The organism is Leifsonia sp. ALI-44-B (assembly GCF_001984125.1).
GTDB lineage: Bacteria > Actinomycetota > Actinomycetes > Actinomycetales > Microbacteriaceae > Okibacterium.
Map to the genome: position 1 here is coordinate 1,105,910 of NZ_MTQL01000006.1, position 22,282 is coordinate 1,128,191.

The 22,282-nt window shown below is 68.1% G+C and carries 21 protein-coding genes and 1 tRNA gene; 9 read left to right on the forward strand and 13 right to left on the reverse strand.

The genetic code is table 11. The features are described from left to right. Window positions 1–132: 132 nt before the first annotated feature. From pstS to pstB, 4 genes are all read left to right on the forward strand, one after another. Window positions 133–1,227, forward strand: a complete 1,095-nt coding sequence (gene pstS / locus ALI44B_RS06155; RefSeq protein ID WP_077053746.1) for a phosphate ABC transporter substrate-binding protein PstS — start codon at window positions 133–135, stop codon at window positions 1,225–1,227. A gap of 127 nt (window positions 1,228–1,354) precedes the next feature. Continuing rightward, complete coding sequence (pstC, locus tag ALI44B_RS06160; protein WP_077053747.1) at window positions 1,355–2,302, forward strand: phosphate ABC transporter permease subunit PstC; 948 nt, start codon at window positions 1,355–1,357, stop codon at window positions 2,300–2,302. Further along, a complete protein-coding gene (gene pstA, locus ALI44B_RS06165) occupies window positions 2,302–3,363 on the forward strand; it encodes a phosphate ABC transporter permease PstA (RefSeq protein WP_077053748.1) in 1,062 nt (353 codons plus the stop codon). Before pstC ends, pstA begins: the two co-directional genes overlap by 1 nt. 63 nt (window positions 3,364–3,426) lie before the next feature. After that, complete coding sequence (pstB, locus tag ALI44B_RS06170; RefSeq protein WP_077053749.1) at window positions 3,427–4,206, forward strand: phosphate ABC transporter ATP-binding protein PstB; 780 nt, start codon at window positions 3,427–3,429, stop codon at window positions 4,204–4,206. A 256-nt stretch (window positions 4,207–4,462) separates the two neighbouring features. On the opposite strand, the gene ALI44B_RS06175 is transcribed toward pstB, so the two are convergent. The 3 genes from ALI44B_RS06175 to ALI44B_RS06185 all read right to left on the reverse strand — a co-directional run bounded on the left by ALI44B_RS06175 (window position 4,463) and on the right by ALI44B_RS06185 (window position 7,418). After that, window positions 4,463–5,491 (reverse strand): anti-sigma factor, encoded by a 1,029-nt coding sequence (locus ALI44B_RS06175; RefSeq protein ID WP_077053750.1) that lies wholly within the window; start codon window positions 5,489–5,491, stop codon window positions 4,463–4,465. Then, window positions 5,488–6,078, reverse strand: coding sequence for an ECF RNA polymerase sigma factor SigK (sigK, locus tag ALI44B_RS06180; RefSeq protein WP_077054026.1), 591 nt, complete (start codon window positions 6,076–6,078; stop codon window positions 5,488–5,490). The genes ALI44B_RS06175 and sigK overlap by 4 nt, the downstream gene beginning before the upstream one ends. 710 nt (window positions 6,079–6,788) lie before the next feature. Further along, window positions 6,789–7,418, reverse strand: coding sequence for a DNA-directed RNA polymerase subunit beta (locus ALI44B_RS06185; RefSeq protein ID WP_077053751.1), 630 nt, complete (start codon window positions 7,416–7,418; stop codon window positions 6,789–6,791). Between the two features lie 55 nt (window positions 7,419–7,473). Between ALI44B_RS06185 and ALI44B_RS06190 the strand changes: the two genes are divergently transcribed. After that, window positions 7,474–7,549, forward strand: a tRNA-Lys gene (locus ALI44B_RS06190). 110 nt (window positions 7,550–7,659) lie between these two features. Here the strand turns inward: ALI44B_RS06190 and ALI44B_RS16110 are convergent. From ALI44B_RS16110 to ALI44B_RS06220, 7 genes are all read right to left on the reverse strand, one after another. Beyond that, on the reverse strand, window positions 7,660–7,809 hold the full coding sequence (locus tag ALI44B_RS16110; RefSeq protein WP_179100213.1) for a hypothetical protein: 150 nt from the start codon (window positions 7,807–7,809) through the stop codon (window positions 7,660–7,662). A gap of 150 nt (window positions 7,810–7,959) precedes the next feature. Next, the gene (locus ALI44B_RS06200) at window positions 7,960–8,310 is read right to left on the reverse strand and encodes a hypothetical protein (protein ID WP_077053753.1); all 351 of its coding nucleotides are present in this window, start codon (window positions 8,308–8,310) and stop codon (window positions 7,960–7,962) included. 306 nt (window positions 8,311–8,616) lie between these two features. After that, window positions 8,617–8,784 carry a hypothetical protein gene (locus ALI44B_RS16115; protein ID WP_179100214.1) on the reverse strand — a complete coding sequence of 56 codons (168 nt, stop codon included), beginning with the start codon at window positions 8,782–8,784 and terminating at the stop codon, window positions 8,617–8,619. Window positions 8,785–8,837: 53 nt separating this feature from the next. Further along, a complete protein-coding gene (locus ALI44B_RS06205) occupies window positions 8,838–12,269 on the reverse strand; it encodes an error-prone DNA polymerase (protein WP_077053754.1) in 3,432 nt (1,143 codons plus the stop codon). A 57-nt stretch (window positions 12,270–12,326) separates the two neighbouring features. After that, window positions 12,327–13,886 (reverse strand): DNA polymerase Y family protein, encoded by a 1,560-nt coding sequence (locus ALI44B_RS06210; protein ID WP_353615668.1) that lies wholly within the window; start codon window positions 13,884–13,886, stop codon window positions 12,327–12,329. 98 nt (window positions 13,887–13,984) lie between these two features. Next, complete coding sequence (gene imuA', locus ALI44B_RS06215; protein WP_077053755.1) at window positions 13,985–14,752, reverse strand: DnaE2-dependent mutagenesis accessory factor ImuA'; 768 nt, start codon at window positions 14,750–14,752, stop codon at window positions 13,985–13,987. Between the two features lie 208 nt (window positions 14,753–14,960). Beyond that, window positions 14,961–15,341 (reverse strand): hypothetical protein, encoded by a 381-nt coding sequence (locus tag ALI44B_RS06220; protein WP_077053756.1) that lies wholly within the window; start codon window positions 15,339–15,341, stop codon window positions 14,961–14,963. Window positions 15,342–15,515: 174 nt separating this feature from the next. On the opposite strand from ALI44B_RS06220, the gene ALI44B_RS06225 reads away from it, so the two are divergent. Beyond that, window positions 15,516–16,616: a hypothetical protein gene (locus tag ALI44B_RS06225; RefSeq protein ID WP_083709692.1), complete on the forward strand. Its 1,101-nt coding sequence runs from the start codon at window positions 15,516–15,518 to the stop codon at window positions 16,614–16,616. Between the two features lie 143 nt (window positions 16,617–16,759). On the opposite strand, the gene ALI44B_RS06230 is transcribed toward ALI44B_RS06225, so the two are convergent. Both ALI44B_RS06230 and ALI44B_RS06235 read right to left on the reverse strand, forming a co-directional pair. Then, on the reverse strand, window positions 16,760–17,695 hold the full coding sequence (locus ALI44B_RS06230) for an aldose 1-epimerase family protein (protein WP_077053757.1): 936 nt from the start codon (window positions 17,693–17,695) through the stop codon (window positions 16,760–16,762). Window positions 17,696–17,765: 70 nt separating this feature from the next. Next, the gene (locus ALI44B_RS06235; RefSeq protein ID WP_077053758.1) at window positions 17,766–18,578 is read right to left on the reverse strand and encodes a DeoR/GlpR family DNA-binding transcription regulator; all 813 of its coding nucleotides are present in this window, start codon (window positions 18,576–18,578) and stop codon (window positions 17,766–17,768) included. 59 nt (window positions 18,579–18,637) lie between these two features. Here ALI44B_RS06235 and galT point away from each other — a divergent pair, with 59 nt between their 5' ends. The 3 genes from galT to ALI44B_RS06250 are packed head-to-tail and all read left to right on the forward strand — an operon-like array spanning window position 18,638 to window position 21,274. Continuing rightward, complete coding sequence (galT, locus tag ALI44B_RS06240; protein WP_083709599.1) at window positions 18,638–19,816, forward strand: galactose-1-phosphate uridylyltransferase; 1,179 nt, start codon at window positions 18,638–18,640, stop codon at window positions 19,814–19,816. After that, window positions 19,813–21,063: a galactokinase gene (gene galK / locus ALI44B_RS06245; RefSeq protein WP_083709600.1), complete on the forward strand. Its 1,251-nt coding sequence runs from the start codon at window positions 19,813–19,815 to the stop codon at window positions 21,061–21,063. Before galT ends, galK begins: the two co-directional genes overlap by 4 nt. A gap of 28 nt (window positions 21,064–21,091) precedes the next feature. Continuing rightward, entirely contained in the window at window positions 21,092–21,274 is a 183-nt protein-coding gene (locus ALI44B_RS06250; RefSeq protein ID WP_077053759.1) for a helix-hairpin-helix domain-containing protein, read from the forward strand. 123 nt (window positions 21,275–21,397) lie between these two features. Here the strand turns inward: ALI44B_RS06250 and ALI44B_RS06255 are convergent, their stop codons facing one another. Further along, window positions 21,398–22,282: a bifunctional methylenetetrahydrofolate dehydrogenase/methenyltetrahydrofolate cyclohydrolase gene (locus tag ALI44B_RS06255; RefSeq protein WP_077053760.1), complete on the reverse strand. Its 885-nt coding sequence runs from the start codon at window positions 22,280–22,282 to the stop codon at window positions 21,398–21,400.

The window sequence follows — 22,282 nt, forward strand, 5'->3', positions numbered from 1 at the left end:
TCGGGCCGTGATGAAGTTGACCGGTCGTTTACCGTCCGTTTACCGGGCTGAGGGAGTCTCGTTAAAGCAGCCGCTTAGCGTGACCATCGAGCCTGCACCGGCTCGTCCTCACACATAACGAATGGAATCTACGTGAAGCTCTCGAAGCTCGGCCGCATCGCGGCCGTCGCCGCGGTCGCCACCATCGCCCTCACCTCGTGCGCCTCGAACGAAGGCGGCACCGCTCCGGACTCCTCCAGCAGCGCCTCCAGCCTCTCCGGCGAACTCGTCGGCATCGGCGCCAGCAGCCAGGGCAGCGCCCAGGAAGCTTGGATTGCCGGATTCCAGACCGCCAACCCCGAAGTCACGGTCAACTACGACCCCCAGGGCTCCGGCGCCGGCCGCGAAAGCTTCATCAGCGGCGCATCCGCCTTCGCTGGTTCCGACTCCGCCCTGAGCGACGACGAACTCGCCGGCACCTTCGCCGGTTGCGCGACGGACAGCAAGGCCATCGACATCCCCGTCTACATCTCCCCCATCGCCGTGATCTTCAACGTCGATGGCGTCGACGAGCTCAACCTCGACTCCACCACCCTCGCCAAGATCTTCAAGGGCGACATCACCACCTGGAACGACCCGGCCATCGCCGCGCTGAACCCCGACGCGAAGCTGCCCGCCGGCAACATCACGGCCGTCCACCGCTCGGACGACTCGGGAACCACCAAGAACTTCGCCGACTACCTCAACAAGACGGCCCCCGACGTGTGGACCGAGAAGCCGGCCGACCCGTTCCCCTACAACACGGGTGAAGGCGCACAGGGCACCACCGGTGTCGTCGACGCCGTCAAGAACGGCTCTGGCACCATCGGTTACGCCGACGCCTCGCGCGCCGGTGACCTGGGTGTCGCCAAGATCAAGGTCGGCGAAGAGTTCGTCGAGTACACGGCCGAGGCCGCTGCCGCCGTCGTCGCCGAGTCGCCCGCCGTCGAAGGCCGCGCCGACAACGACATCGCGATCGCCCTCGACCGCGAGACCACCGACCCGACCCACTACCCGCTGGTTCTCGTCTCCTACGCCATCGCGTGCGACAGCTACGAAGACGCCGACCAGGCCGCACTCGTGAAGGCCTACCTCGGCTACATCACGAGCGAAGAAGGCCAGAAGGTCGCCGCCGACTCCGCCGGCTCGGCTCCCCTGTCCTCCGACCTGACCGAGAAGGTCACCTCGGCCATCGACAGCATCAAGTAACACCCCCTGTGCTCCCCTCGTCTGCTCACCGGCACACGAGGGGAGCACACAGGCGTTTTTGGCGCCGAATGCACCACCGCAGCATCCCCGCACCACCCACCCGACACCAACGTGAGGTCACCTGCAGATGACGACACCGACGCTCGACCGGACAAAGGCCGCACCCGTAGTGCGCACCGGTGACCGCCTCTTCCGCGGCAGCACGCTGACCGCCGGCATCCTCATCCTCGTCACCCTCGCCGCCGTCGCCATCTTCCTCGTCGCCGAGTCCATTCCGGCGTTCACCGAGGACCCGGCCAAGATCAAGGGCTCGCCGTCGAGCTTCTGGGCCTACGTCGGACCGCTCGTCTTCGGCACCATCTGGGTCGCCTTCATCGCGCTGCTGATCGCCGTGCCGCTCTCCATCGGCGTCGCCCTCTTCATCACCCACTACGCACCCCGCCGCCTCGCCCAGAGCCTCGGCTACGTCGTGGATCTGCTCGCGGCCGTTCCCAGCGTGGTCTACGGCCTCTGGGGCATCTCGGTGCTCGCGCCGGCCGTGCAGCCCATCTACTCCTGGCTCACCGACAACTTCGGCTGGTTACCCTTCTTCGCCGCCCCCGTCTCGGGCACCGGCCGCACGGTTCTGACCGTCGGCATCGTGCTCGCCGTCATGGTGCTCCCCATCATCACCGCGCTCTCGCGCGAGATCTTCCTGCAGACGCCCAAGCTGCACGAGGAAGCCGCCCTGGCCCTCGGCGCCACGCGCTGGGAGATGATCCGCATCGCGGTCCTGCCCTTCGGTCGCCCCGGCATCGTCTCGGCCTCCATGCTCGGCCTCGGACGCGCCCTCGGCGAGACCATGGCCGTCGCCATGATCCTCTCCCCCGGTGCCTTCATCACGTGGGCACTCACGCAGTCGCAGAACACCAACACCATCGCGGCCAACATCGCGCTCAACTTCCCCGAGTCGCACGGCCTCGACGTCAGCGTCCTGATCGCGACCGGCCTCATCCTCTTCGTCATCACCTTCGGCGTGAACTTCATCGCACGCGCCATCGTCGACCGCCGCAAGGCCTTCTCGGGAGCGAACTAATGGTTGCCACCACCGGAACGTCACTTCCTTCCACCCTCACGGCGGGCAAACTGCCGAAGATGGTGCCGCTGTACGTGCTCCTCGGAGCCATCGCGGTCGTCGCCCTCGTCTTCATCCTCATGGGCGCCCCGAACGTCGCCGGCATCCTCGTCGTCGGCGTGATCGTGTACGGCGTCGCCCTCTACGTGCTCTCCCTCGCCATCGAGGGGTCGCGTAAAGCCAAAGACCGCCTGATCACCATCTTGGTCGTGTCCGCGTTCCTGCTCGCGCTGATCCCGCTCATCTCCGTGGCCGTCACCACCGCCATCAACGGCGCCGCGCGCTTCGACCTGCCGTTCTTCACCGAGTCGATGCGCAACGTCGTCGGTGCCGGCGGTGGAGCCCTGCACGCCATCACGGGCACGCTACTCATCACGCTCGCCACGGCGATCATCTCGATCCCCATCGGCATCCTGACGGCCATTTACCTCGTCGAATACGGTCGCGGCGCCCTGGCCCGCGGCATCACGTTCCTCGTCGACGTCATGACCGGCATCCCCTCGATCGTGGCCGGTCTGTTCGCCTACGCGCTGCTGGCCCTGATCCTCGGCCCCGGCATCCGACTCGGCATCGGTGGCGCCATCGCGCTGTCCGTGCTCATGATCCCCGTGGTCGTGCGCTCCACCGAAGAGATGCTGAAACTCGTGCCCAACGAGCTGCGCGAAGCCTCGCTGGCCCTCGGTGTGCCGAAGTACCTGACCATTATCAAGGTCGTGCTGCCGACATCCATGGCCGGAATCATTACCGGCTCGATGATCGCCGTGGCCCGCGTGATCGGCGAGACGGCGCCCCTGCTGCTCATCGCCGGCTACACGCAGAGCATGAACTACGACCTCTTCGACGGCCGCATGATGACCCTGCCGGTGTTCGTGTACAACCAGTACGCCATTCAGGGCGTCGATGCCCAGGCCTACACCGACCGCGCCTGGACCGGTGCGCTCGCCCTCATCCTCATCGTCATGGCGCTGAACCTCATCGCGCGCCTCGTGGCCAAGATCTTCTCGCCGAAGATCGCCCGCTAGCCGGCCACCCCACCGTCCCGCAATCCGCACACTCCTCGAACCGAACCCGAAGAAACGAGCCCCGTGTCCAAGCGCATCGAAGTCAAAGACCTCAACGTCTACTACTCCAACTTCCTCGCCGTCGAAGGCGTGGGCCTGACCATCGAACCGCGCACCGTCACGGCATTCATCGGCCCGTCCGGATGCGGCAAGTCCACGTTCCTGCGCACGCTCAACCGCATGCACGAGGTCATCCCGGGCGCCCGCGTCGAGGGCGAAGTGCTCATCGACGGCGACAACCTGTACGGACCGGGCGTCGACCCCGTGCTCGTGCGCCGCCAGGTCGGCATGGTGTTCCAGCGCCCCAACCCGTTTCCCACGATGTCCATTCGCGACAACGTGCTCGCCGGCGTGAAGCTCAACAACCGCAAGATGTCGCGCTCCGACGCCGACGACGTGGTGGAGCGCTCGCTGCAGGGCGCCAACCTGTGGAACGAGGTCAAGGACCGCCTCGAGAAGCCCGGCTCCGGCCTCTCGGGCGGACAGCAGCAGCGACTCTGCATCGCCCGCGCCATCGCCGTTCAGCCCGACGTGCTGCTCATGGACGAGCCCTGCTCGGCCCTCGACCCGATCTCGACGCTCGCCATCGAGGACCTCATCGAGCAGCTCAAGAACGAATACACGATCGTCATCGTGACCCACAACATGCAGCAGGCCTCGCGCGTCTCGGACCGCACGGCCTTCTTCAACATCGCCGGAACGGGCAAGCCCGGCAAGCTCATCGAATACGACGACACCAACACCATCTTCACGCAGCCGTCCGTGCAGGCGACCGAAGACTACGTGTCGGGTCGCTTCGGATAAACCCTCGACTCGCGCTGAGCGGATGCCGTCGTCCCCCGTGGGGGCGGCGGCATCCGTCGTTCGCGGCCGCACAGAGCGCCCGACAGCGTGACGCGCACCGAGCGCTGAAGCGCCGCTCCCGCCGGGCAGGTTACTCCGAGTCGACCTCTACGCCGCGATGTTACGACAAGAAGGGATGCGGGGTACTAACGAGAAATGCCGCCTCCCGAGGGAAGCGGCATTCTCACATTGAGCGAGTTAGGAACTGGGCCAATCGTTAGGCCGTGGGGATCGCGATCACGGGTTCGGTCGTCGGCTGCTTAGAGCCTCCGGCCGGTTCGACCGTGACGCCGACCGTTGCACCGGCCGTCATCTCGCCTTCCAGAACCGAGTAGGTGTGACCCGAGTCGGGGATGGTGAAGAGACCAGCCGAGATCGGCGACCCTTCGCCATCGATGTACCAGAGCTCGTAGACCTTATCGTCGGGCAGTTGCTCGAGCCCGTTGACGAGGAGAACTGACTCGCCGATGTTCTCGGACCAGACGAGCGTGGCCGTCGAGGAGTTGTGGCCGTCGACGTTGGCGAGCAACGGCACGGTCGAACGCTGCACATCGGGCTGGGCGTTGATGGATGCGAGAGCCAGAGCCTGCTGCACCTGGTTGCCGTTGTTCAGCATGCCTGTGAGCGAACTGGCGCCGAGGAAGACCGCGACAACGGCAGCGGCAGCCGCGAGGAACGCGACGGGCTTCTGGAACCAGCGCGCCTGCGCCTTGGACTGGGCCGACGAAGCCGGCCGAGAGGCAGCGGGACGAGTGGCCGTCGAGCCCGAAGGCGCCGAGGCAGAACCGGACGCCGGGATGCCGCTCGCAGCGGGCGTCGAACCAGCGGCGTGCAAGGGCCGGACGGGAGCGATCGCGGCATCGTCGGGCGCCGAGTCTGTGGCTGCAGCATCCGAGGTCTGGGCGGTCTGCGGAGTCACCGTCGAACCGTCGCTCTCGCGCTTCTGTGACGCCGACGAAATCTGCTGAGCAGAACCGTCGGCCGGAGCGTCTTCGGGAGCGATGGCCGGAAGCTGCGGCGTGACGGCGATGAGCGCCATCAGGTTGGACTTCAGCGCGGGGGTCGGCTGCACCTCGAGGGAGGCGAGACCCAGGCGGGCCGCGGTGTCTTCGAGCTGCGTGGCCTCGGTGCGCGCTTCTTCGCGCTGGGCGAGGTATTCCTCGTAGCGGTGTGCGTCATCGGCGTTCAGCGCGCCGAGGGCGTAGGCCCCTGCCAGGAGGGAAAGGTCGTTGTCGTTGTCGGTCATGAGGCCACCCCCAATTCATCTCGTAGTCGGATCATCCCGTCGCGCAAACGGGTCTTGACGGTGCCGAGCGGCACGCTGAGGATCTCAGCCACTTCGCTCTGGCTGTATCCCCCGTAGTACGCCAGCGTGACCGCTTGACGTTGGAGTTCGGTGAGACGGGTCAAAGCCGTCTTCACTTTTGCATGTTCAATACTGATCTCCGCCTGTTCGGCGACCTGGTCGTACGCGGTGTCGATGTCGCGGATGCCGATCTTCACGTCTCGATCGCGCCCGGCCTGTGAGGCGCGAACCCGATCAATAGCGCGGCGGTGAGCAATCGTCATCATCCAGGATGTCGCAGCACCCCGACCTTCTTCGTACCGCGTCGCGGTCTGCCAGATCTCCAAGAAAACCTCTTGGGCAACCTCTTCGGATTGGGCGTTGTCGATGAGCACGCGCCGGATCAAACCCAGAACGCGCGGAGCGAGCATGTCATACAGCTCGGAGAACGCGGCTTGATCGCCGCGCGCCACCCGAGCAAGCAGCTCTTCCGCGGAAGAACGTGAGACGAGATCGAAACTCTCGTCAGACTCTGAAGGTGGGGCCACAACAACTAGCATCTCAGGTCCAACCTCCTTCCGCACATCGACAGGCGGTGGGGAGCAGCTCCGCCAGGTACCGCTCCCCACCTTGGGGGGTGAGGGACAATCACCCCCGATGCTGTCGCGCTGAGAATAAATCCTCAGGCGACTCCCTCCGTAACGTCGACCAGCGACGGTGGAACACCGTTCACGCGGCGCGCACACGGATGGGGGCTCGTGACCGACCGACGGAGTGCGACGCGGGCTGCGTCGGTCACTCGCTTTACGTGCTTCGATCGGGTCATACAAGGGGTTCGGCGCACGGCGGGGATCGGATTGGTCGGATCTGGGAAATTTCCGAGATCGGCTGGGAATTGCCCGGCGGGAGTTTGCGGCCGGACCGCGGAAACCCGACAGGTCCTTCTGCGGATCGCCGGCTAGTTCTCCTGCGAATCGTCCAGCAGGTCTTTCTGCGGATCGTTCCGAGGCACTTGGCAGACAAAAAAGGCCGGGCCGCAGAACGCCTCTCGGCGCGAGGCCGCTCAGAGCGGCGAATATTGGAGCCCGGGGTTACTGCGGCCCGGCGAGAAACAACTCTAACAAAATCCGGCGGGGCCGGAGCGGTGTTCGCGGTGAGCGAGAGCCACGCCGTGGATGCTTGACAGTCGGGCGACGCAGCGGGCCCGGTTCCCGGCACGGCTCGTCAGTCGCATGAGGCGGGCTCCCGGTGCGGCTGGTCAGTCGAGCGACTCCGAGCGCCAGAGCTTCGCACCGCTGGCCAGATCGGTGGCGAGGTGCGACAGGCGCGACGCACGCGTGGTGAGGACCGTCGAGCGTTCGGGTTCGGTGGGCTCGGAATCATCCGCGACGCTCGTGCACCCCGCCGAGGACACCCGGCAGAAGGCAGCCGCACGTTCGAGCGCGACCGCGAAGTCGCCCGTGTAGACACCGCGCAGGATCTCGTCGGCGAGGATGGTGATCTCGTCGGGGCCCGTCGGCATCGAGGCGCCGGCTACGACCGGATCGATCGAGTCGATGACCTCGGTGCCGCGCTGGAAGTAGAAGCTCGACGAGGTGGGGTCCTGGCGGATCATCAGGCGCAGCAGGTAGATGCGCCACAGCACGCCCGGCAGGGTGCGCGGAAGGGCACGGGACCAGAGCTCGGCGATGGCGTCGATGCCGTGCTGGTCGGTGTAGGCGATGAGGCGTTCGACGGTCTCACCGTCGGGGTCGGCGCGCACGCGGGCGAGAAGGGCGTGGGCCGTTTCGTGGGCAACGCGGCTCGTCACGGCGGGATCGACGCCGCCCTGCATCCCCTCGAAGACGAAGCCCGGCACCTTCACGGGCTTGTGGAATTCTTCTGACATGGTCCCCCTCGAGTGTTCGAAGCACTGCTTGGAACACGGTAAGTTAATACGTGTTGGGCCTGTAGCTCAGTTGGTAGAGCATCGGACTTTTAATCCGCGGGTCGTGGGTTCGAGCCCCACCGGGCCCACCACGAAAACAGCCGGTCGAGAATGAATATTCCGAACCGGCTTTTTTCATGCCCGTATGCGGTGTCGCGCAGGGCGGGCGACGGGGCGAAGGGCGAAGGCGAGGGGCGCTGCGTCAGTAAGACGTGGCCATGTACTTGTCGAAGCATTCGTCGCTGCAGCAGAGCATGCCGCGGCGCGGGACACGCTTGCGACAGCGCGCGCATTTCATGCCGGCGTCGTGGCGCAGCCAGAACGCTATTCTCTGGATCGAGGAAGTGGGCATGACATCAGTTTATGTCCTCCTTTTGGTGGACAAGGGGGGTATCCCCTCCAAGTGGGGGTCCACCCCACTTCTGGGGAACTCCGGGGTGCAGTCCAGTATGGATGACATCCCGAGACGCGGGCAGGATGAACCACCCGCCACCCGCCGCTTCTACATGGCCTCGAGGCCATCCTCGTCGTAGAACTGCCGCTCACCCCACGATTGATCGTGGTAGGCGACACCGCGCGGGCGGGACAGTGCGTCGGCGCGACGGTTGAGGCTGGAGATGACGGCCGAGGTGTCCGGCTCTTCGATGTCCGAGGTTTCGGGCATGCTGACCAGTTCGCTGGCCGGCCCGATGACCAGTTGCACGGGCACCATGTCCCCGCGATCGCCGACAGCCGGTATCTCGACGGTTTCCGCTTTCTGTTTCAGGCCCAGCGCGGCCACGAAACGAAGGAGCGCGTCCGCGACGCCGTCTGTCGTCAGGAATGAGACACCTGCATACGAGACTCGTTTCATGACCTCAGTGTCTGTGTCGCTCCTTCGGGCGGACAAGGGGTTGCGATCTCAGAGTGCCAGGAGTACCGGGACGCCCCCGTGGTGGCCGGACTCAGTAGCGGCAGTCTCGGTGTTGGCCAGTCTCGGTGATGGCCAGTCTCAGTAGCGGCAGTCTCAATAGCGGCCGGTCTCAGTAGCGCCCAGTCACCGGTCGCGATCGGTCCAGCTGTGTGCCGGTCGCAGATGTGACGAAGGAGGAGACCCGCAGGTCTCCTCCTCGTGGGCACGGCCGCAGTTGCTGCGGGCCCGTGCGAGTGTGTGGGCGCTCTAGCGCGCGGAGCGGCTGTTGAGGAAGTGCACCGGGATGGCGATCGCGAGCGAGATGGCGACGATGCCGGCGAAGAAGACGAGCGCCTGGAAGCTCGTGAGCGTGATGGCGAGACCGAACAGGTACATGCCGCCGACGAAGAGGATGATTGCGAGAACGAAAGCCATGCAAGCATTCTAGCCGTGACGGCGGGGTGTCGATACGCTCGGCCAGCGCCGGTTCACTGGAAATCCCGCGACCGCGTGCGCGCGCTGAGGCTGAGGCTTTCGAGCCCGTCGGCGACGAGGTTGATGATGCCGTCGTCTGAGCGCTCGAGGAGTCCCCGCACGATCATGGCGGGTGCCTCGCGCGCGACCCGCAGGTGTCGCCGCCACACCCCGACGCTGCAGATGACGTTCATCAGTCCCGTCTCGTCTTCGAGGTTGACGAAGGTGATGCCGGATGCCGTCGCGGGCCGTTGGCGGTGCGTGACGACCCCGGCCACCCGCACGCGTCGGCCGCTCTCGGCGCTGCGCAGCTCTTCGGCCGACAGGATGCCCTGCTGCCGGAGCTCGGCGCGCAGGTGCCTGACGGGATGGTCGTCGGGCGACACCCCCGTCGACCACAGATCGGAGACGACCTCTTCTTCGGCCGTGAGCAGGTCGAAGAGCGGGGGTTGCACGTCGACGAGGGTGCCGGCGAGCTGGTTGGGGCGTTCTTGTGAGGCTTGTTCGGCTTTCCAGAGGGCCTCGCGGCGCTGCAGCCCGAGCGACTGGAACGCACCGGCCGCCGACAGGGCTTCGAGCTGGGGTGCCGTGAGCCCGACCCGGCGCGCCAGGTCGTGCATGTCTCGGTAGGGCCCGCCGCGTCGGCGTTCTTCGACGATCTGGGTAGCCTTGGCCAGGCCGATCTTGGTCACGCTCGCGAGCCCCTCGCGCACGGCGTAGCGGCCGTCGCGGCGGTGCACGGTGGAGTCGAACGGGATCGAACGGTCGAACGGGGGCACGGGCGGCTGTTCGGCATCGCAGCAGGCGTCGAGCCCCGTCGCACCCGCGGGCCGGTCGTCGTCGGGGTCGAGCGGCTCGAGCGTGGCGTGCGCCTCTGACCGTTGGATGTCGGGGCGGTGCGTGATCACACCGTGACGACGGGCATCGGCCACGAGGCTCTGCGGCGAGTAGAAGCCCATCGGTTGCGCCCGCAGCAGCGCGGCGAGGAACGCGGCCGGGTAGTGCAACCGCATCCACGCGCTGGCGTAGACGATCAGGCCGAAGCTGATGGAGTGGCTCTCGGCGAAACCGAAGTTGGCGAAGGCCTGGATTTTGCCGTAGACGACATCGGCGTCCTCCCCCACGATGCCGTTGCCCGCCATGCCGGCGTAGAGCTTGGTCTTGAGCGACTCGATCTTCTCTTCGCCGCGTTTGGAACCCATGGCCCGCCGCAGCAGATCGGCGTCTTCGCCCGTGCATCCGCCGACCACCATGGCCATCTGCATGAGTTGCTCTTGGAAGAGGGGAACGCCGAGGGTGCGTTCGAGCACGGGCTCGAGGGCGGGGTGCAGATAGGTGATCTCTTCGGCCCCCGTGCGCCGGCGGATGTAGGGGTGCACGGCGCCGCCCTGGATGGGGCCCGGCCGAACCATGGCGATCTGGATCACCAGATCGTAGAAGCGGCGCGGCAGCATGCGCGGGAGCATGCCCATCTGCGCGCGCGATTCGACCTGGAAGACGCCCACCGAGTCGGCGTAGCAGAGCTGGTCGTAGACGGCGGCCTCTTCTTTGGGCAGGGTGGCCAAGGTCCAGCGTTCGCCGCAGAACTCGTCGGCCAGGTCGAAGGCGTATTGCATGGCGGCGAGGATGCCGAGGCCCAGCAGATCGAATTTGACGAGACCCATCCACGCGCAATCGTCCTTATCCCACTGCAGCACCGTGCGGCCATCCATGCGACCGTGTTCGATGGGGCTGACCTCGCCGACGGGCCGGTCGGTGAGCACCATGCCGCCGGAGTGGATGCCGAGGTGCCGGGGGAAACGCAGCACCTGCTGGGCCAGGTCGACGACCGCGTCGGGGATGTCGTGGTCTTCGCTCGAGGCGACGGCCCCCCAGCGCTCGACCTGTTTCGACCAGGCATCCTGTTGCCCGGGGCTGTGGCCGAGCGCCTTGGCCATATCGCGCACCGCGAATTTGGGGCGGTAGGTGATGACGTTGGCCACCTGCGCCGCGTTGAAGCGCCCGTATCGCTCATAGACGTGTTGGATGACTTCTTCCCGTCGGTCGGAGTCGAAATCGACGTCGATATCGGGCTCTTCGTCGCGCATGCTCGACAGGAAACGCTCGAAGGGCAGGCCGTAGTAGATGGAGTCGACGGCCGTGATGCCGAGCAGATAGCAAACGGCCGAGTTGGCCGCCGAACCACGCCCCTGGCAGAGGATGCCGCGGTTGCGGGCGAAGTGCACGAGCTCGTGCACGATGAGGAAGTAGCCCGGGAAGTCTTTGTGCTCGATGACCTCGAGTTCGCGTTCGATGCGCGTGCGCACCTCGGGGGTGAGGGTGCCGTAGAGCTTGTCCGCGCCCTCCCAGGTGAGGGCCCGCAGCCAGCTCATGGGCGTGTGGCCGGGCGGTACCTCTTGTTTGGGCAGGCCGGGGCTGACGCTCTTCAGCCGGAACCCGAGTTCGTCGGCATAGCCGACGGTGCGCGCGACGGCGTCGGGGTAGCGGGCGAAGAGGCGCGACATCTCGCGGCCGGAACGCAGGTGGGCACGACCCGTCGCGGGCAGCCATCCATCGAGCTGGTCGAGGCTGCGGCGCGCGCGCACGGCGGCGAGCGCCTCGGCCAGACGGTGTTGTTCGGGGGCCGCGTAGTGCACATTTCCCGTGACGACCGTGGGCAGGTGGAGTTCGCTGGCCAGCACGGCGAGCGCCGCGTTGGCCGCACTGTCGGTGGGATGGCCGTGGTCGGTGAGCTCGACGATCACGTTGTCGGGGCCGAAGCGGTCGACGAGCCGCCGCAGTTCGAGCCGCGCGGCGTCGGCACCGGAGCGCTGCAGGGCCGAGCGGACGGTGCCCTTGCGGCATCCCGTGAGCACGAGCCAGGAGTCTTCTGCCGCGTCGGCGAGATCGTCGAGCCGGTAGCGCGGGCTGCCTTTCTCGGCGCCGTCGGCGAGCTGCGCCGTGGTGATGGCGCGCGAGAGCCGATGATAGCCCTCTTGCCGGCGGGCCAGCACGAGCAGGTGATGACCCTCGGGATCGGGTTCGCCGTTTTGCGGGGCCGTGAGTTCGAGCGAGAGTTCGGCGCCGAAGATGGTGCCGAGGCCCGCATGCGCCTCGGCGGCTTCGGCGAGGCGCACGGCGCCGTAGAGGCCGTCGTGATCGGTGAGGGCGATGGCGTGCAGCCCGAGCCGCACGGCCTCTTCGACCAGGGCTTCTGGCCCGGAGGCGCCGTCGAGGAAGCTGAAGTTCGAGTGCGCGTGCAGCTCGGCATAGGGCACGACGGGCGCGCGCCGCGACGCGTCGAAGGGTGGGGTGCCGGCCGCATCGGGCGTGTAGGGCTGGCGTTTGCGCGACCATCCGGGGCTGTCTCCGCCGTCGGCGCCGTGGGGAACCGGGTCGGGGCGACTGAGGTCGGTGAGTTTCTTCTCGAACTCGGACCAGGGAATCGGGGGGTTGTGCCATCCCATCCGGGACTCCTTTCTGTGGGGCTGTGAGCGGGGTGGTGAGCGGTATCGGTGTGCGGGTCAGTCGTAGAGCGCCTCGGCCCACCACTCGTGTTCGGCGAGGACGAGCAGCCAGGCCCGGCCGAGCGCGTCGACGAGCTGGAACCGGTTGATGCTGCGGGCGCCGTCCTCCCACCACCGCTCGGTGAGCGGCCACGGCCCCGACCAGGACGTGACGGGATGCTCGCCGCTGCCGCCCGATCGCTCGCCGATGCCCGCCGCGAACACCGCCGGTATCCCGGTGAGGATGCCTCGGCCATCGACGTCGACGAGCCGCCCACCCGCGTCTCTGACGAGCGCCGGGACCGGCGCCTCGAACACCGTCGACGGCAGCGGACCCGGCACGTTGCCCGGCCACGGCAGTTGCCGCCGCCGGGCCAGCTCTTTCTCGCCCCCCGGGGGCAGATCGCCCCACGGCACGAGAACCGAACGAGAGCTGAGCAGGCGACCACCCGTGAGCACGGCCGTGACGACCCCCTCGTGCCCGAGCATGCTCTGCACGCGCGAGAAGCCGTGGTGGATGCTCTCGTCGGGGCCGCCGCCCCACAGCCCGTCTTCGTGGTTGAGCGCGCGGTCGACGCTCTCGGGCGACACCGAGACGCTCACGACGGGGGCCGCGAGACCCGCGTCGATGCCGTGCCCGCCCTGCAACTGCCACCGCACGCGGTCGAGCACATCGGATGCCGTGAACCACCGTGGATGCAGCCACGTGCGCCCCGTGCGCCGACCGTCGTCGGTGTGCACCTCGACCCGGATGGCCGTGGCGACGAGTCGGGCCTGCGCGATGGTCGCGACGAACCGCTCGGCCGTCTGCCGGAACCCGAAGGCCACTTGGTCGACGCGATCGAGCGGGGTCTCGAATTCGACGCGGCAGTCGAGTTGCGGCGGGGGCACACGCGCCGTGACGTCTCGCCCGTCGAGCCCCGCCGCCAGCCGGTGACAGAAAGCCCCGTCTTCGCCGAACCGATCGCGCACGCTGACGGGGTCGAGCGCCGCGAACTGCGCGAGCGTGTGCACCCCGAGCTGATGCAGCAGCGGGTTGAGCTCGGGCCGCCCCAGGAGCTCGACGGGTAGACCGGCCAGGAATTCTGCCGACAGCCCGGCGGGGACGATGCGCACCATCTCGGTGCCCGGCACGCGCGCCGCCTGTTCGGCCGCGAAGATGCCGTCGGCGATGCCGATGCGCGCATCGTGGATGCCGAACCGCGCGAGGGTCTCGATGAGCAGCTCACCGGCGCTCTGCTCGCCCCCGTAATAACGGCTGGGGCCCTGGGCGCGGATGGCGCACATGCCCGGGCGCAAGACCTGGATGCCCGGCACGACCTCTTCGAGCGCGAGGATGATGGGCTCGAAGGCCCGCGCATCGATGGCCGGATCGTAGTTCTCGACGATGAGCTCGGAGCACCGCGATTGCGCCTCGCGCACGCGGAGACCGCGACGCACGCCGGCCGCGCGGGCCGGCAGCGAGCAGGCGAATACCTCCCCGCGCTCGACGAGGGCGATGGTGCTGCCCTCGCTCGACAGCGCCCCCGAGCCCATCTCTCGGCACCACGCGGCGATGGGCCAATCGGGGCACCACACAACCAAAGTTCTCGTAGGAGTGGGGCCCAGCGTTCTCGTGGGCGTAGGCGTGGGCGTGCGAGGCAGAGTACTCGTGACCCCCGGGCCACTTGCGGTTGTCATGAGACGAGCGCGCGCAGCGGCGCAACCTCGGGCTCGCGCACCTCATGTGACGCGGGCCGCTGCTCGCGCTGCGGCACCGACGCAGGCGTCTGCCAGGCCGCGGGAACGCGCTCGGCGCGGCGCAGACGCCCGTCGGCGTCGGGCAGGAACAGCGAAGCGGAGCGTGGCCGACCGGCCCCGGCGCGAGCGTTGACCGTGACCGTGACGCGGCGCGCCTGCAGATGCCCGCTGCCGGCGTCGAGCCCCACCCATTCGCTGCTCGAGACGCGCAGGGTGGCCTCGGATTGCGGCCAGTCGCCCAGGGCGATGAGGGTGGACCCCTTGCCCCGGAGGCGAGCCCCCAGACGAGACACCTCGGCGGGCGCGACCCGGCTGGGCGGAACGGCGACGACGACACCGACCACATCGGCGACGGCGGCCGTGACGGTGAGCCACTGATCGCCCGGATCGGGCACCAACACGAGCCGCTCGAGGTCGACCCCCGCGGCCGCAGCCGCCTCGACGCCGAACGAGGGCATGCCGACGACGGCGCACCACACGCCGGCAGCGCTGGGCGCCGCCATCATGGCCGTGGCGAGCGCCACCGAATCGGGAACGGAATAGGCGCTGCCCGCCCGCAGCGGCCCGCCCAGGAGGCTGGCGATCTCGGGCGCTGTCGGTAGTCCGTGCGAATCTACTCGTGTTCGTTGCATGCCCCGGATGCGCGCCTGAAGCTCGGCCACCTTCTCGGCGGCCGAACCGGATGACGCGACGGCAGGGCTCATGGGTTAAATGTTCGAACATGTGTTCGAAGAAGTCAACGTGAGAGCAAAAAGTTTTACCGTTTACGGCGTGTCGCGCCGGGGCACGACGGTAGCGCCCGAAAGATTCCCGGGCGCAAGAATCCTGAGCCGCCACTGCGGGCCGGGCATGCAGTGGCGCGGGCCGGGCATCCCGTAGGCGCGGGCTGGTCACCTGTGGGGCGCGGGCAGGTTATTCGGCGGGCCACCAGTAGATCGAGCCACCATCGCGGCCCTGGAAGCCGAAGGAGCACTCGTAGACCTCGACGATGGTCTGCGACTCGAGCACGATGCGGTTGCCCTTGGGCGGCTGGCTCTCACCGGGCACGCAGGAGGGGTCGACAATGGTGTCTCCGTGCCAGGTCGCCACGTGCACGCGGGGGTTGGAAAGCACACGGATGTCGCGCGCATTGTCTGGCAGCTGCTCGGGCAGCTTGCCCGACTCGATGAATGCCACGGCCTGCGTCTTCGACGTGAAGTACTCGAACGAACTCTCGCTCGAGCATCCGATCACGGACACACCGATGACGGCACCCACGACGGCCGTCGAAACGACCTTGACCAACTGACGCATACGCTCTTTCTCCCCCCGGCATCAGTGTGGCAGAACGCACCCGTCGGCCGCGGAAAACGTGGCAATCGAGACCCACCCGTTGCCAAAAACGGCATTTTGCGACAGTGCGAAAAACGCGTGCCCGGGGAATCGCTCCATGGCCCGTCGTCGGTGGTCGGCGGTAGGCTGGAACGCGTGAGCGTACCCCACCTGAACGGCGTGCATCTGGTCGGTTCCATCAACCTGCCCGATGCCGAGACGACCTTCCGCACCGTGTCCGAGAGGCTCGGCGCACATGCGGCGCGCCTGCCCGACGGCGAGGTCGGCGAGCGCTTCCACTGGATTCTTTTTCAGGGCGCCAGATTCGAACAAACCTCCGGCCTGCACCGCGTGGGCGCCGAGCCGTTCCTGGTCGCGGGATTCGACCTGCGCCCCGTCGACATCGACGAGGGTGTCGACCCCGACGGCATCGAGTTCGGCCCGTTGGGATACGCCGACGCCGCTCTCAGCAGCTACGCCGCCTTCAGCGCCCTGCGCGAGAGAGGCGAGATCGCGCCCGGCACGCGTTTCCAGGTGAGCCTGCCGACACCTCTCGCGCCGCTCACCACGTTTGCCATGCCATCCGCCCAGCCCGCGCTCTATCCCGCCTACGAGGCTGCGTTGGCGCGCGAGATCGAGCAGATCACGGCGGCCATCCCGGCCGACGACCTCGCCATTCAATTCGACCTCGCCACCGAATTCGCCTTCATCGAGCAGGTCAGCCTGGGTGGCGGGCCGCTCACGCCCTGGTTCGCCGAGGCGGGGGCCGATGCCGACAGCATCATCGCCGGATGCGTGGTCGCCGCATCACGCGTCGCCAACCTGGTTCCGGCGGGCGTTCAGCTGGGCTTCCACCTCTGCTACGGGGATGTGGCCGAGAAACACTTCGTCGAGCCATCCGACACCGCCAACCTCGTCGCCGTCGCCAACGGGCTCACCACCGGTGTGACCCGTCGCATCGACTGGGTGCACCTACCCGTGCCGATCGAGCGGGACGACAGCGACTACTTCGTGCCGCTGGCCGCGCTCAACCTGCGCGCCGAGACCGACCTCTTCCTGGGAGTCGTGCACCACGAAGACGGCGTGGCCGGCGCCCACCGGCGGCTCGAGGCCGCTGAGCCGGCGCTCACCACGGCCGGAATCCGCCAGGTGGGCATCGCCACAGAATGCGGCTTCGGGCGCGGGCCGCAGGAGCGGACCGTTCCGCTGCTCGACCTGCATGCCGAGATTCTTTCGACGCTCGGGGCGAAGCACTAGAGCCGCGAACGACTAGAGTCTCGAAGCACTAAAGCCACAAAGCACTAAAGCCACAACGGGGCCGGGGCCGTAATAGCCCCGACCCCGACAGCGTCAGCTCACATCACTACGGCTCAGACCGCATCGATTCAGATCGCATCGACTCAGACCGCCGCGAACCCGTCAGCACGCACGCCCCAGGTGGCCTGGAACGTCTCGCCGGGAGCGAGGTAGCGCACGTTGCGACCCGTGTTGAAGGCATCCGTCGGCGCGGTCATGGGCTCGATCGCCACGGCCGTCGACTGGCCCGGGTATTTCTTGGTCGTGAAGACCTGCCAGTAGGGGAAGTTCTCGTCGCCCCACACCGTGACGACGCGGCCGTCGTCGGCCGCGACCGTGTGCTCGGTGACGCCGTTCTCGAAGACCGCCTGACCGAAACCGTCATCCAGCACCAGGCCGCCGAGGCGACGTCCGCTGCGCAGATCGTATTCGGTGCCCTCGACAGGAACCTCGCCCGTCGGCAGCAAGCGCTCGTCCACCGTGAAACGAGTCTGGCAATTGAGCGTGACGGTCAGATCATCCGGTTCGACGTCGCCGATCGTGAAGTACGGGTGCGTGCCGATGCCCGTCGGCGCCGTGCCCGTGCCCACGTTCTCAATGGTGTGCGTGACCTCGAGGCCCGCGTCGACCAGGCGGTAGCGCACCGACGTGTCGAGCAGGAACGGGTAGCCGTGCTGCGGGTAGACCGTGGCCGTGAGCATGACCGAGTCGTCGGTCTGCTCGGCGACGTCGTAGGCCGTGAAGCGGAGCAGGCCGTGGATGGCGTTCTGCTTGTCGGGCTCGGTCAGGTCGAGCTGCATCTCTTCGCCGTCGAGCTCGTACTTGCCGTCGCGGATGCGGTTCGGCCACGGCACGAGCACGATGCCGCTGCCGTAGGGGCGCTGCACACCCTCGTCGTAGGGCGGCATGATGTCGATGCCGTTGACGCTCAGTCGACGGATGCCGGCACCCACCTGGGTGATCACGGCAGAGACCGTGCCGGCCGAAGCCTGGCGGGTCAGAACGTATTGGTCGCCGGTGACGGCGCGCGAGTGGGTCATCTTCGTTCCTCTCGGGGGTGTGTAACGAGCGTAGCGGGTGGATGTCTGGGCGCGAGCTAGCCGGTGGGAGCTAGTCGGTGCGCTCGAGCCCCGTGATGACGCGCACGCCGCGCGCCGCGATCTGGTCGACGAGCGCGGCATCGGCCTGATCGTCGGTCACGAGCAGGTCGATGTCGTCGAGCGTGGCGATGCGCCCGAGATGCACCTGACCGAGCTTGGCGGCGTCGGCCACAATGACCACGCGTTCGGCCGCGCCCATCATGAGGCGTTTCACCTCGGCCTCTGGCAGGTTGATGTTGGTGACGCCGCGTTCGCCGTCGACGCCGTTGCAGCCGATGAAGGCGAGGTCGGCGTGCAACTGGTCGAGCATGGGGGCCGCAAATGGCGCGACGAGCGAGTGTTGGCGGGGCCGGAGCGTGCCGCCCGTGACGATGACCGTGAAACGCGGGATGTGCGGTTCGAGGGCCAGCGCGACGGTGAGGCTGTTGGTGATGACGGTGACATCGGTGAGATCGGCTCGGGAGGCGAGCGCCCGGGCGACCGCGAGGCCGGTGGTGCCGACATCCACGATCACAGTGTTGCCCGAGCGCACGAGCGCGGCCGCATTGCGCCCGACCCGCTCTTTGCCGGCGGCGGATGAATTGAGCGCTTCTTCGAATTGCCACTCACGTTCGGGACGCGGTGCGAGGTCGTTCGGCGGCATCGCTCCCCCGTGCACGCGGCGGGCTCGGGCCGTGTCGACGAGCGCATCGAGATCGGCCCGGGCCGTCACACCCGAGATGCCGAAGCGATCGGCAAGTTCGGCCACGCGCACGAAACCGCGCTCGGCGATGAGGTCGGCGATCGCGTTGCGACGCAGCTCGGCTGGCAGGGTCTCCGACATAGGCCAATCTTCACTTACTTCGCTTTACTTTTCAATATGAAAGGGCTAGATTTCAGGACATGAGCACCACATCGACGACCGATGACACCGCCGACGGCCGCAGCACGTTCGTGAGCGATCCGAGCATCCGCGTGCACGGCGACACTCTCGCCGACGGCCGCGAGCTGATCTACTTCGACGACGCCGACACCGCGCTCGGCACCGAACGCAAGGCCGACACCCGCGCCCTCGATCCGCGTCCCGCCACCGCGAGCATGCGCCAAGACCCGCTCACGGGCGAATGGGTGTCCATCGCGGCGGCCCGCCAGAACCGCGTATTCCTGCCGCCCGCCGAGCTCGACCCGCTCGCGCCCGCCTCGGCGACGAACCCCTCCGAAATCCCCGATATCTACGACGTCGCCGTGTTCGAGAACCGCTCACCCTCGTTCGGGCCGCTCCTCGAAGACGACAACGCCCCCCGCGGCGGGGACGATCTCACCCGCATCGAACTCGGCCGCACCCGCACGTCGGTCGGCCGCTGCGAGGTCGTCTGCTTCAGCCCCGCGTCGACCGGTTCGTTCGGCAGCCTCAACCGCAGCCGGGCCCGCACCGTGATCGAGGCCTGGGCGCAGCGCACGGATGCCCTGAGCCACAAGCCCGGCATCGCGCAGGTGTTCCCCTTCGAAAACCGTGGCGTCGAGATCGGCGTCACCCTGCACCATCCGCACGGCCAGATCTACTCCTACCCCTACGTGACGCCGCGCACCACGCGTCTGCTCGAATCGATCGAGAGCTACGGGCCGACGCTGTTCGCCGACATCCTCGAGTGCGAGCAGAACGACGAGCGTGTCATTCTGCGCGGCGAGCACTGGACCGCCTACGTGCCGTTCGCCGCCCGCTGGCCCATCGAGGTGCACATGCTGCCGCACCGCCACGTGCCCGATTTCGCCGGCACCACCCTCGAGGAGCGCGACGAGCTCGCCGGGCTCTACCTGCGCCTGCTGCGCGGCATCGACGCGCTCTACGACACCCCCACGCCTTACATCGCCGCCTGGCACCAGGCGCCCGTGAACGTCGGTCGGGATGACATCCGCCTCATGTTGCAGATCACCTCGCCGCGTCGCGCCGCCGACAAGCTGAAGTACCTCGCCGGATCGGAAGCCGCCATGGGCGCCTGGATCGGCGACGTCCCACCCGAACAATCCGCCCAGCGCCTGCGCGACGCCGTGGCGAAGGCCGACCAGGAGAACCCCGTATGACCGCCGACTCTGCAGCCACGCCCGCCTCGAAATCCCCCAGCGCCTCGGCCGCCACGCCCGCCTCGGCCGACGAGGGCGCGCACCGCTCCGACTTGCAGCACGCCGCCCTCTCGCGTTTCGCCGAGGTCTATGGCCACGACCCGCAGGGCCTGTGGTCGGCGCCCGGCCGCGTCAACCTGATCGGCGAGCACACCGACTACAACGACGGTTTCGTGTTCCCCTTCGCCATCAACTACCGCACGGTCGTGGCGCTGCGTTCGCGCGACGACCAGCTCGTGCGCGTCGCCAGCGCCTTTGCCCCGGGCGAGGTCGTCGAGGCCTCGCTCACCGATCTCGAGCCGGCCAACCTCCACGGCTGGTCGGCCTACCCGCTCGGCGTCGTCTGGGCGCTCGGCCAGTTCGGCGCCCCGCTCGGCGAACTGCGCGGTGTCGACCTCTTTATCGACTCGGATGTTCCGGTCGGCGCGGGCCTCTCGTCATCCGCCGCCATCGAATGCGCCGTCGCCGCCGCCCTCACCGACGTGTGGCACCTCGATTTCGACCGACAGACCCTCGCCAAGGTGGGCCAGCTGGCCGAGAACAAAGCCGTCGGCGCGCCCACCGGCATCATGGACCAGTCTGCGTCGATGCTCGGCCGCCCCGACCACGGCGTGTTCCTCGACTGCCGCTCGCTCGACGCCGAGGTCATCGAGTTGGGCTTCGACGGGGCCGACCTTGAGCTGCTCGTGATGGACACGCGCGTCAGCCACTCCCACGCGACCGGCGGCTATGCGGCCCGACGTGCGTCGTGCGAGGCCGGCGCGAAAGCCATGGATGTCTCCTCCCTGCGCGACCTCGGCGTGCACGACCTGCCGCGCGCCGAAGAGGTACTCGACGACGAGACGTTCCGCCGCGTGCGCCACATCGTCACCGAGAACCAGCGTGTGCTCGACACCGTGCGCACCCTGCGGGAGCACGGGCCCACGGCCATCGGCGAGCTGCTCGACGCCTCGCACGTGTCCATGCGCGACGACTTCGAGATCTCGGTGCCCGAGCTCGACCTGGCCGTCGAGGTGTCCCGCCGTGCGGGCGCCATCGGCTCGCGCATGACGGGCGGCGGCTTCGGCGGCGCGGCCATCGCGCTCGTGCCCCGCGCACGCCTCGCCGAGGTCGCCTCGGCCGTGACGGCCGCCTTCGCCGAGGCATCCTTCACCGCCCCCGTCATCTTCCCGGTGACGGCGGCCGGCGGAGCAACGCGCGAGCGCTGACGCCCGGCACGGCGGGAGAAAGTTTCGGATGTCAGAATCGATCGACGACTTCCCGCCGGGAATCGGCAACCCCGCGCGCAACGCGCTCCACAACGCGGGCTATCGACGCCTCGCCGACCTCGTCGGCGTCCCCACGAGCGACCTCGCCGCCCTCCACGGCGTCGGGCCGAAAGCGCTGCGCCTTCTCACCGAGGCGCTATCGACCGATTAGCCGCTGTCCACGTCGCCGGGCGCCCCGGCGCAGACACAAGCGCCCGAACCTAAGCACGTAGAAGGCCCGGACACAGGATGTCCGGGCCTTTCGCGTGCGGCGGCGGGCCGCCGTTCAACACTCTCAGCGGCGCGCGTTGCGCTCCGCGGCTTGCACCACGTTGGAGACGAGCAGCGCGCGCGTCATGGGCCCGACGCCACCCGGGTTGGGCGACAGGTGACCCGCGACATCCCAGACGCCCGGGTCGATATCGCCGGCCAGCTTGGCCTTACCGCTCTCGGTCGTGCCCACGCGGGTGACGCCCACGTCGAGCACGGCCGCGCCCGGCTTCACCCAGTCGGGCTTCACGAGGTGCGGCACGCCCACCGCGGCCACGACGACGTCGGCCCGGCGCACCTCGGCGGCCAGGTCGACCGTGCGCGAGTGCGTAAGCGTGACGGTGGCATCGACACCCTTGCGCGTGAGGAGCAGCCCGAGCGGGCGCCCGACCGTGAGCCCGCGGCCCACGACCGTGACGTGCTTGCCCGCGAGCGGCACGTCGTAGCGTTTCAGCAGCTCGACGATTCCGGCGGGCGTGCACGGCAGCGGCGAGGTCAGCTCGCCCTCGACGCCCAGCACGAGGCGCCCGAGGTTGGTCGGGTGCAGGCCGTCGGCGTCCTTATCGGGGTCGATGAGCTCGAGCATCTCGTTCTCGTCGATGCCCGCAGGCAACGGCAGCTGCACGATGTAGCCCGTCACCTCGGGGGCCGCGTTGAGGTCGGCGATGGCGGCGCGGATGTCGGCTGCCGACGCGGTGCTCGGCAGGTCGACGCGCACCGACTCGATGCCCACTTCGGCACAGTCGCGGTGTTTGCCGGCTACGTAGGAGCGCGAGCCCGGGTCGTCGCCGACGAGCAGCGTGCCGAGTCCGGCGAGCTTGCCCGAAGCCCGCAGCACGTCGATGCGCTCGCGCAGCTCGGATTTGATGGCCGTTGCGGTGGCGACGCCATCCAGTGTGATCGCGGTCAC

Excerpts from the sequence above, each read along its gene's own strand:
- pstC (WP_077053747.1), top strand. The coding sequence starts at position 1,355 with ATGACGACACCGACGCTCGACCGGACAAAGGCCGCACCCGTAGTGCGC.
- pstA (WP_077053748.1), top strand. The coding sequence starts at position 2,302 with ATGGTTGCCACCACCGGAACGTCACTTCCTTCCACCCTCACGGCGGGC.
- ALI44B_RS06175 (WP_077053750.1), bottom strand. The coding sequence starts at position 5,491 with ATGACCGACAACGACAACGACCTTTCCCTCCTGGCAGGGGCCTACGCC.
- ALI44B_RS06185 (WP_077053751.1), bottom strand. The coding sequence starts at position 7,418 with ATGTCAGAAGAATTCCACAAGCCCGTGAAGGTGCCGGGCTTCGTCTTC.
- ALI44B_RS16110 (WP_179100213.1), bottom strand. The coding sequence starts at position 7,809 with ATGCCCACTTCCTCGATCCAGAGAATAGCGTTCTGGCTGCGCCACGAC.
- ALI44B_RS06200 (WP_077053753.1), bottom strand. The coding sequence starts at position 8,310 with ATGAAACGAGTCTCGTATGCAGGTGTCTCATTCCTGACGACAGACGGC.
- ALI44B_RS16115 (WP_179100214.1), bottom strand. The coding sequence starts at position 8,784 with ATGGCTTTCGTTCTCGCAATCATCCTCTTCGTCGGCGGCATGTACCTG.
- ALI44B_RS06205 (WP_077053754.1), bottom strand. The coding sequence starts at position 12,269 with ATGGGATGGCACAACCCCCCGATTCCCTGGTCCGAGTTCGAGAAGAAA.
- imuA' (WP_077053755.1), bottom strand. The coding sequence starts at position 14,752 with ATGAGCCCTGCCGTCGCGTCATCCGGTTCGGCCGCCGAGAAGGTGGCC.
- ALI44B_RS06220 (WP_077053756.1), bottom strand. The coding sequence starts at position 15,341 with ATGCGTCAGTTGGTCAAGGTCGTTTCGACGGCCGTCGTGGGTGCCGTC.
- ALI44B_RS06230 (WP_077053757.1), bottom strand. The coding sequence starts at position 17,695 with ATGACCCACTCGCGCGCCGTCACCGGCGACCAATACGTTCTGACCCGC.
- ALI44B_RS06235 (WP_077053758.1), bottom strand. The coding sequence starts at position 18,578 with ATGTCGGAGACCCTGCCAGCCGAGCTGCGTCGCAACGCGATCGCCGAC.
- galT (WP_083709599.1), top strand. The coding sequence starts at position 18,638 with ATGAGCACCACATCGACGACCGATGACACCGCCGACGGCCGCAGCACG.
- galK (WP_083709600.1), top strand. The coding sequence starts at position 19,813 with ATGACCGCCGACTCTGCAGCCACGCCCGCCTCGAAATCCCCCAGCGCC.
- ALI44B_RS06250 (WP_077053759.1), top strand. The coding sequence starts at position 21,092 with ATGTCAGAATCGATCGACGACTTCCCGCCGGGAATCGGCAACCCCGCG.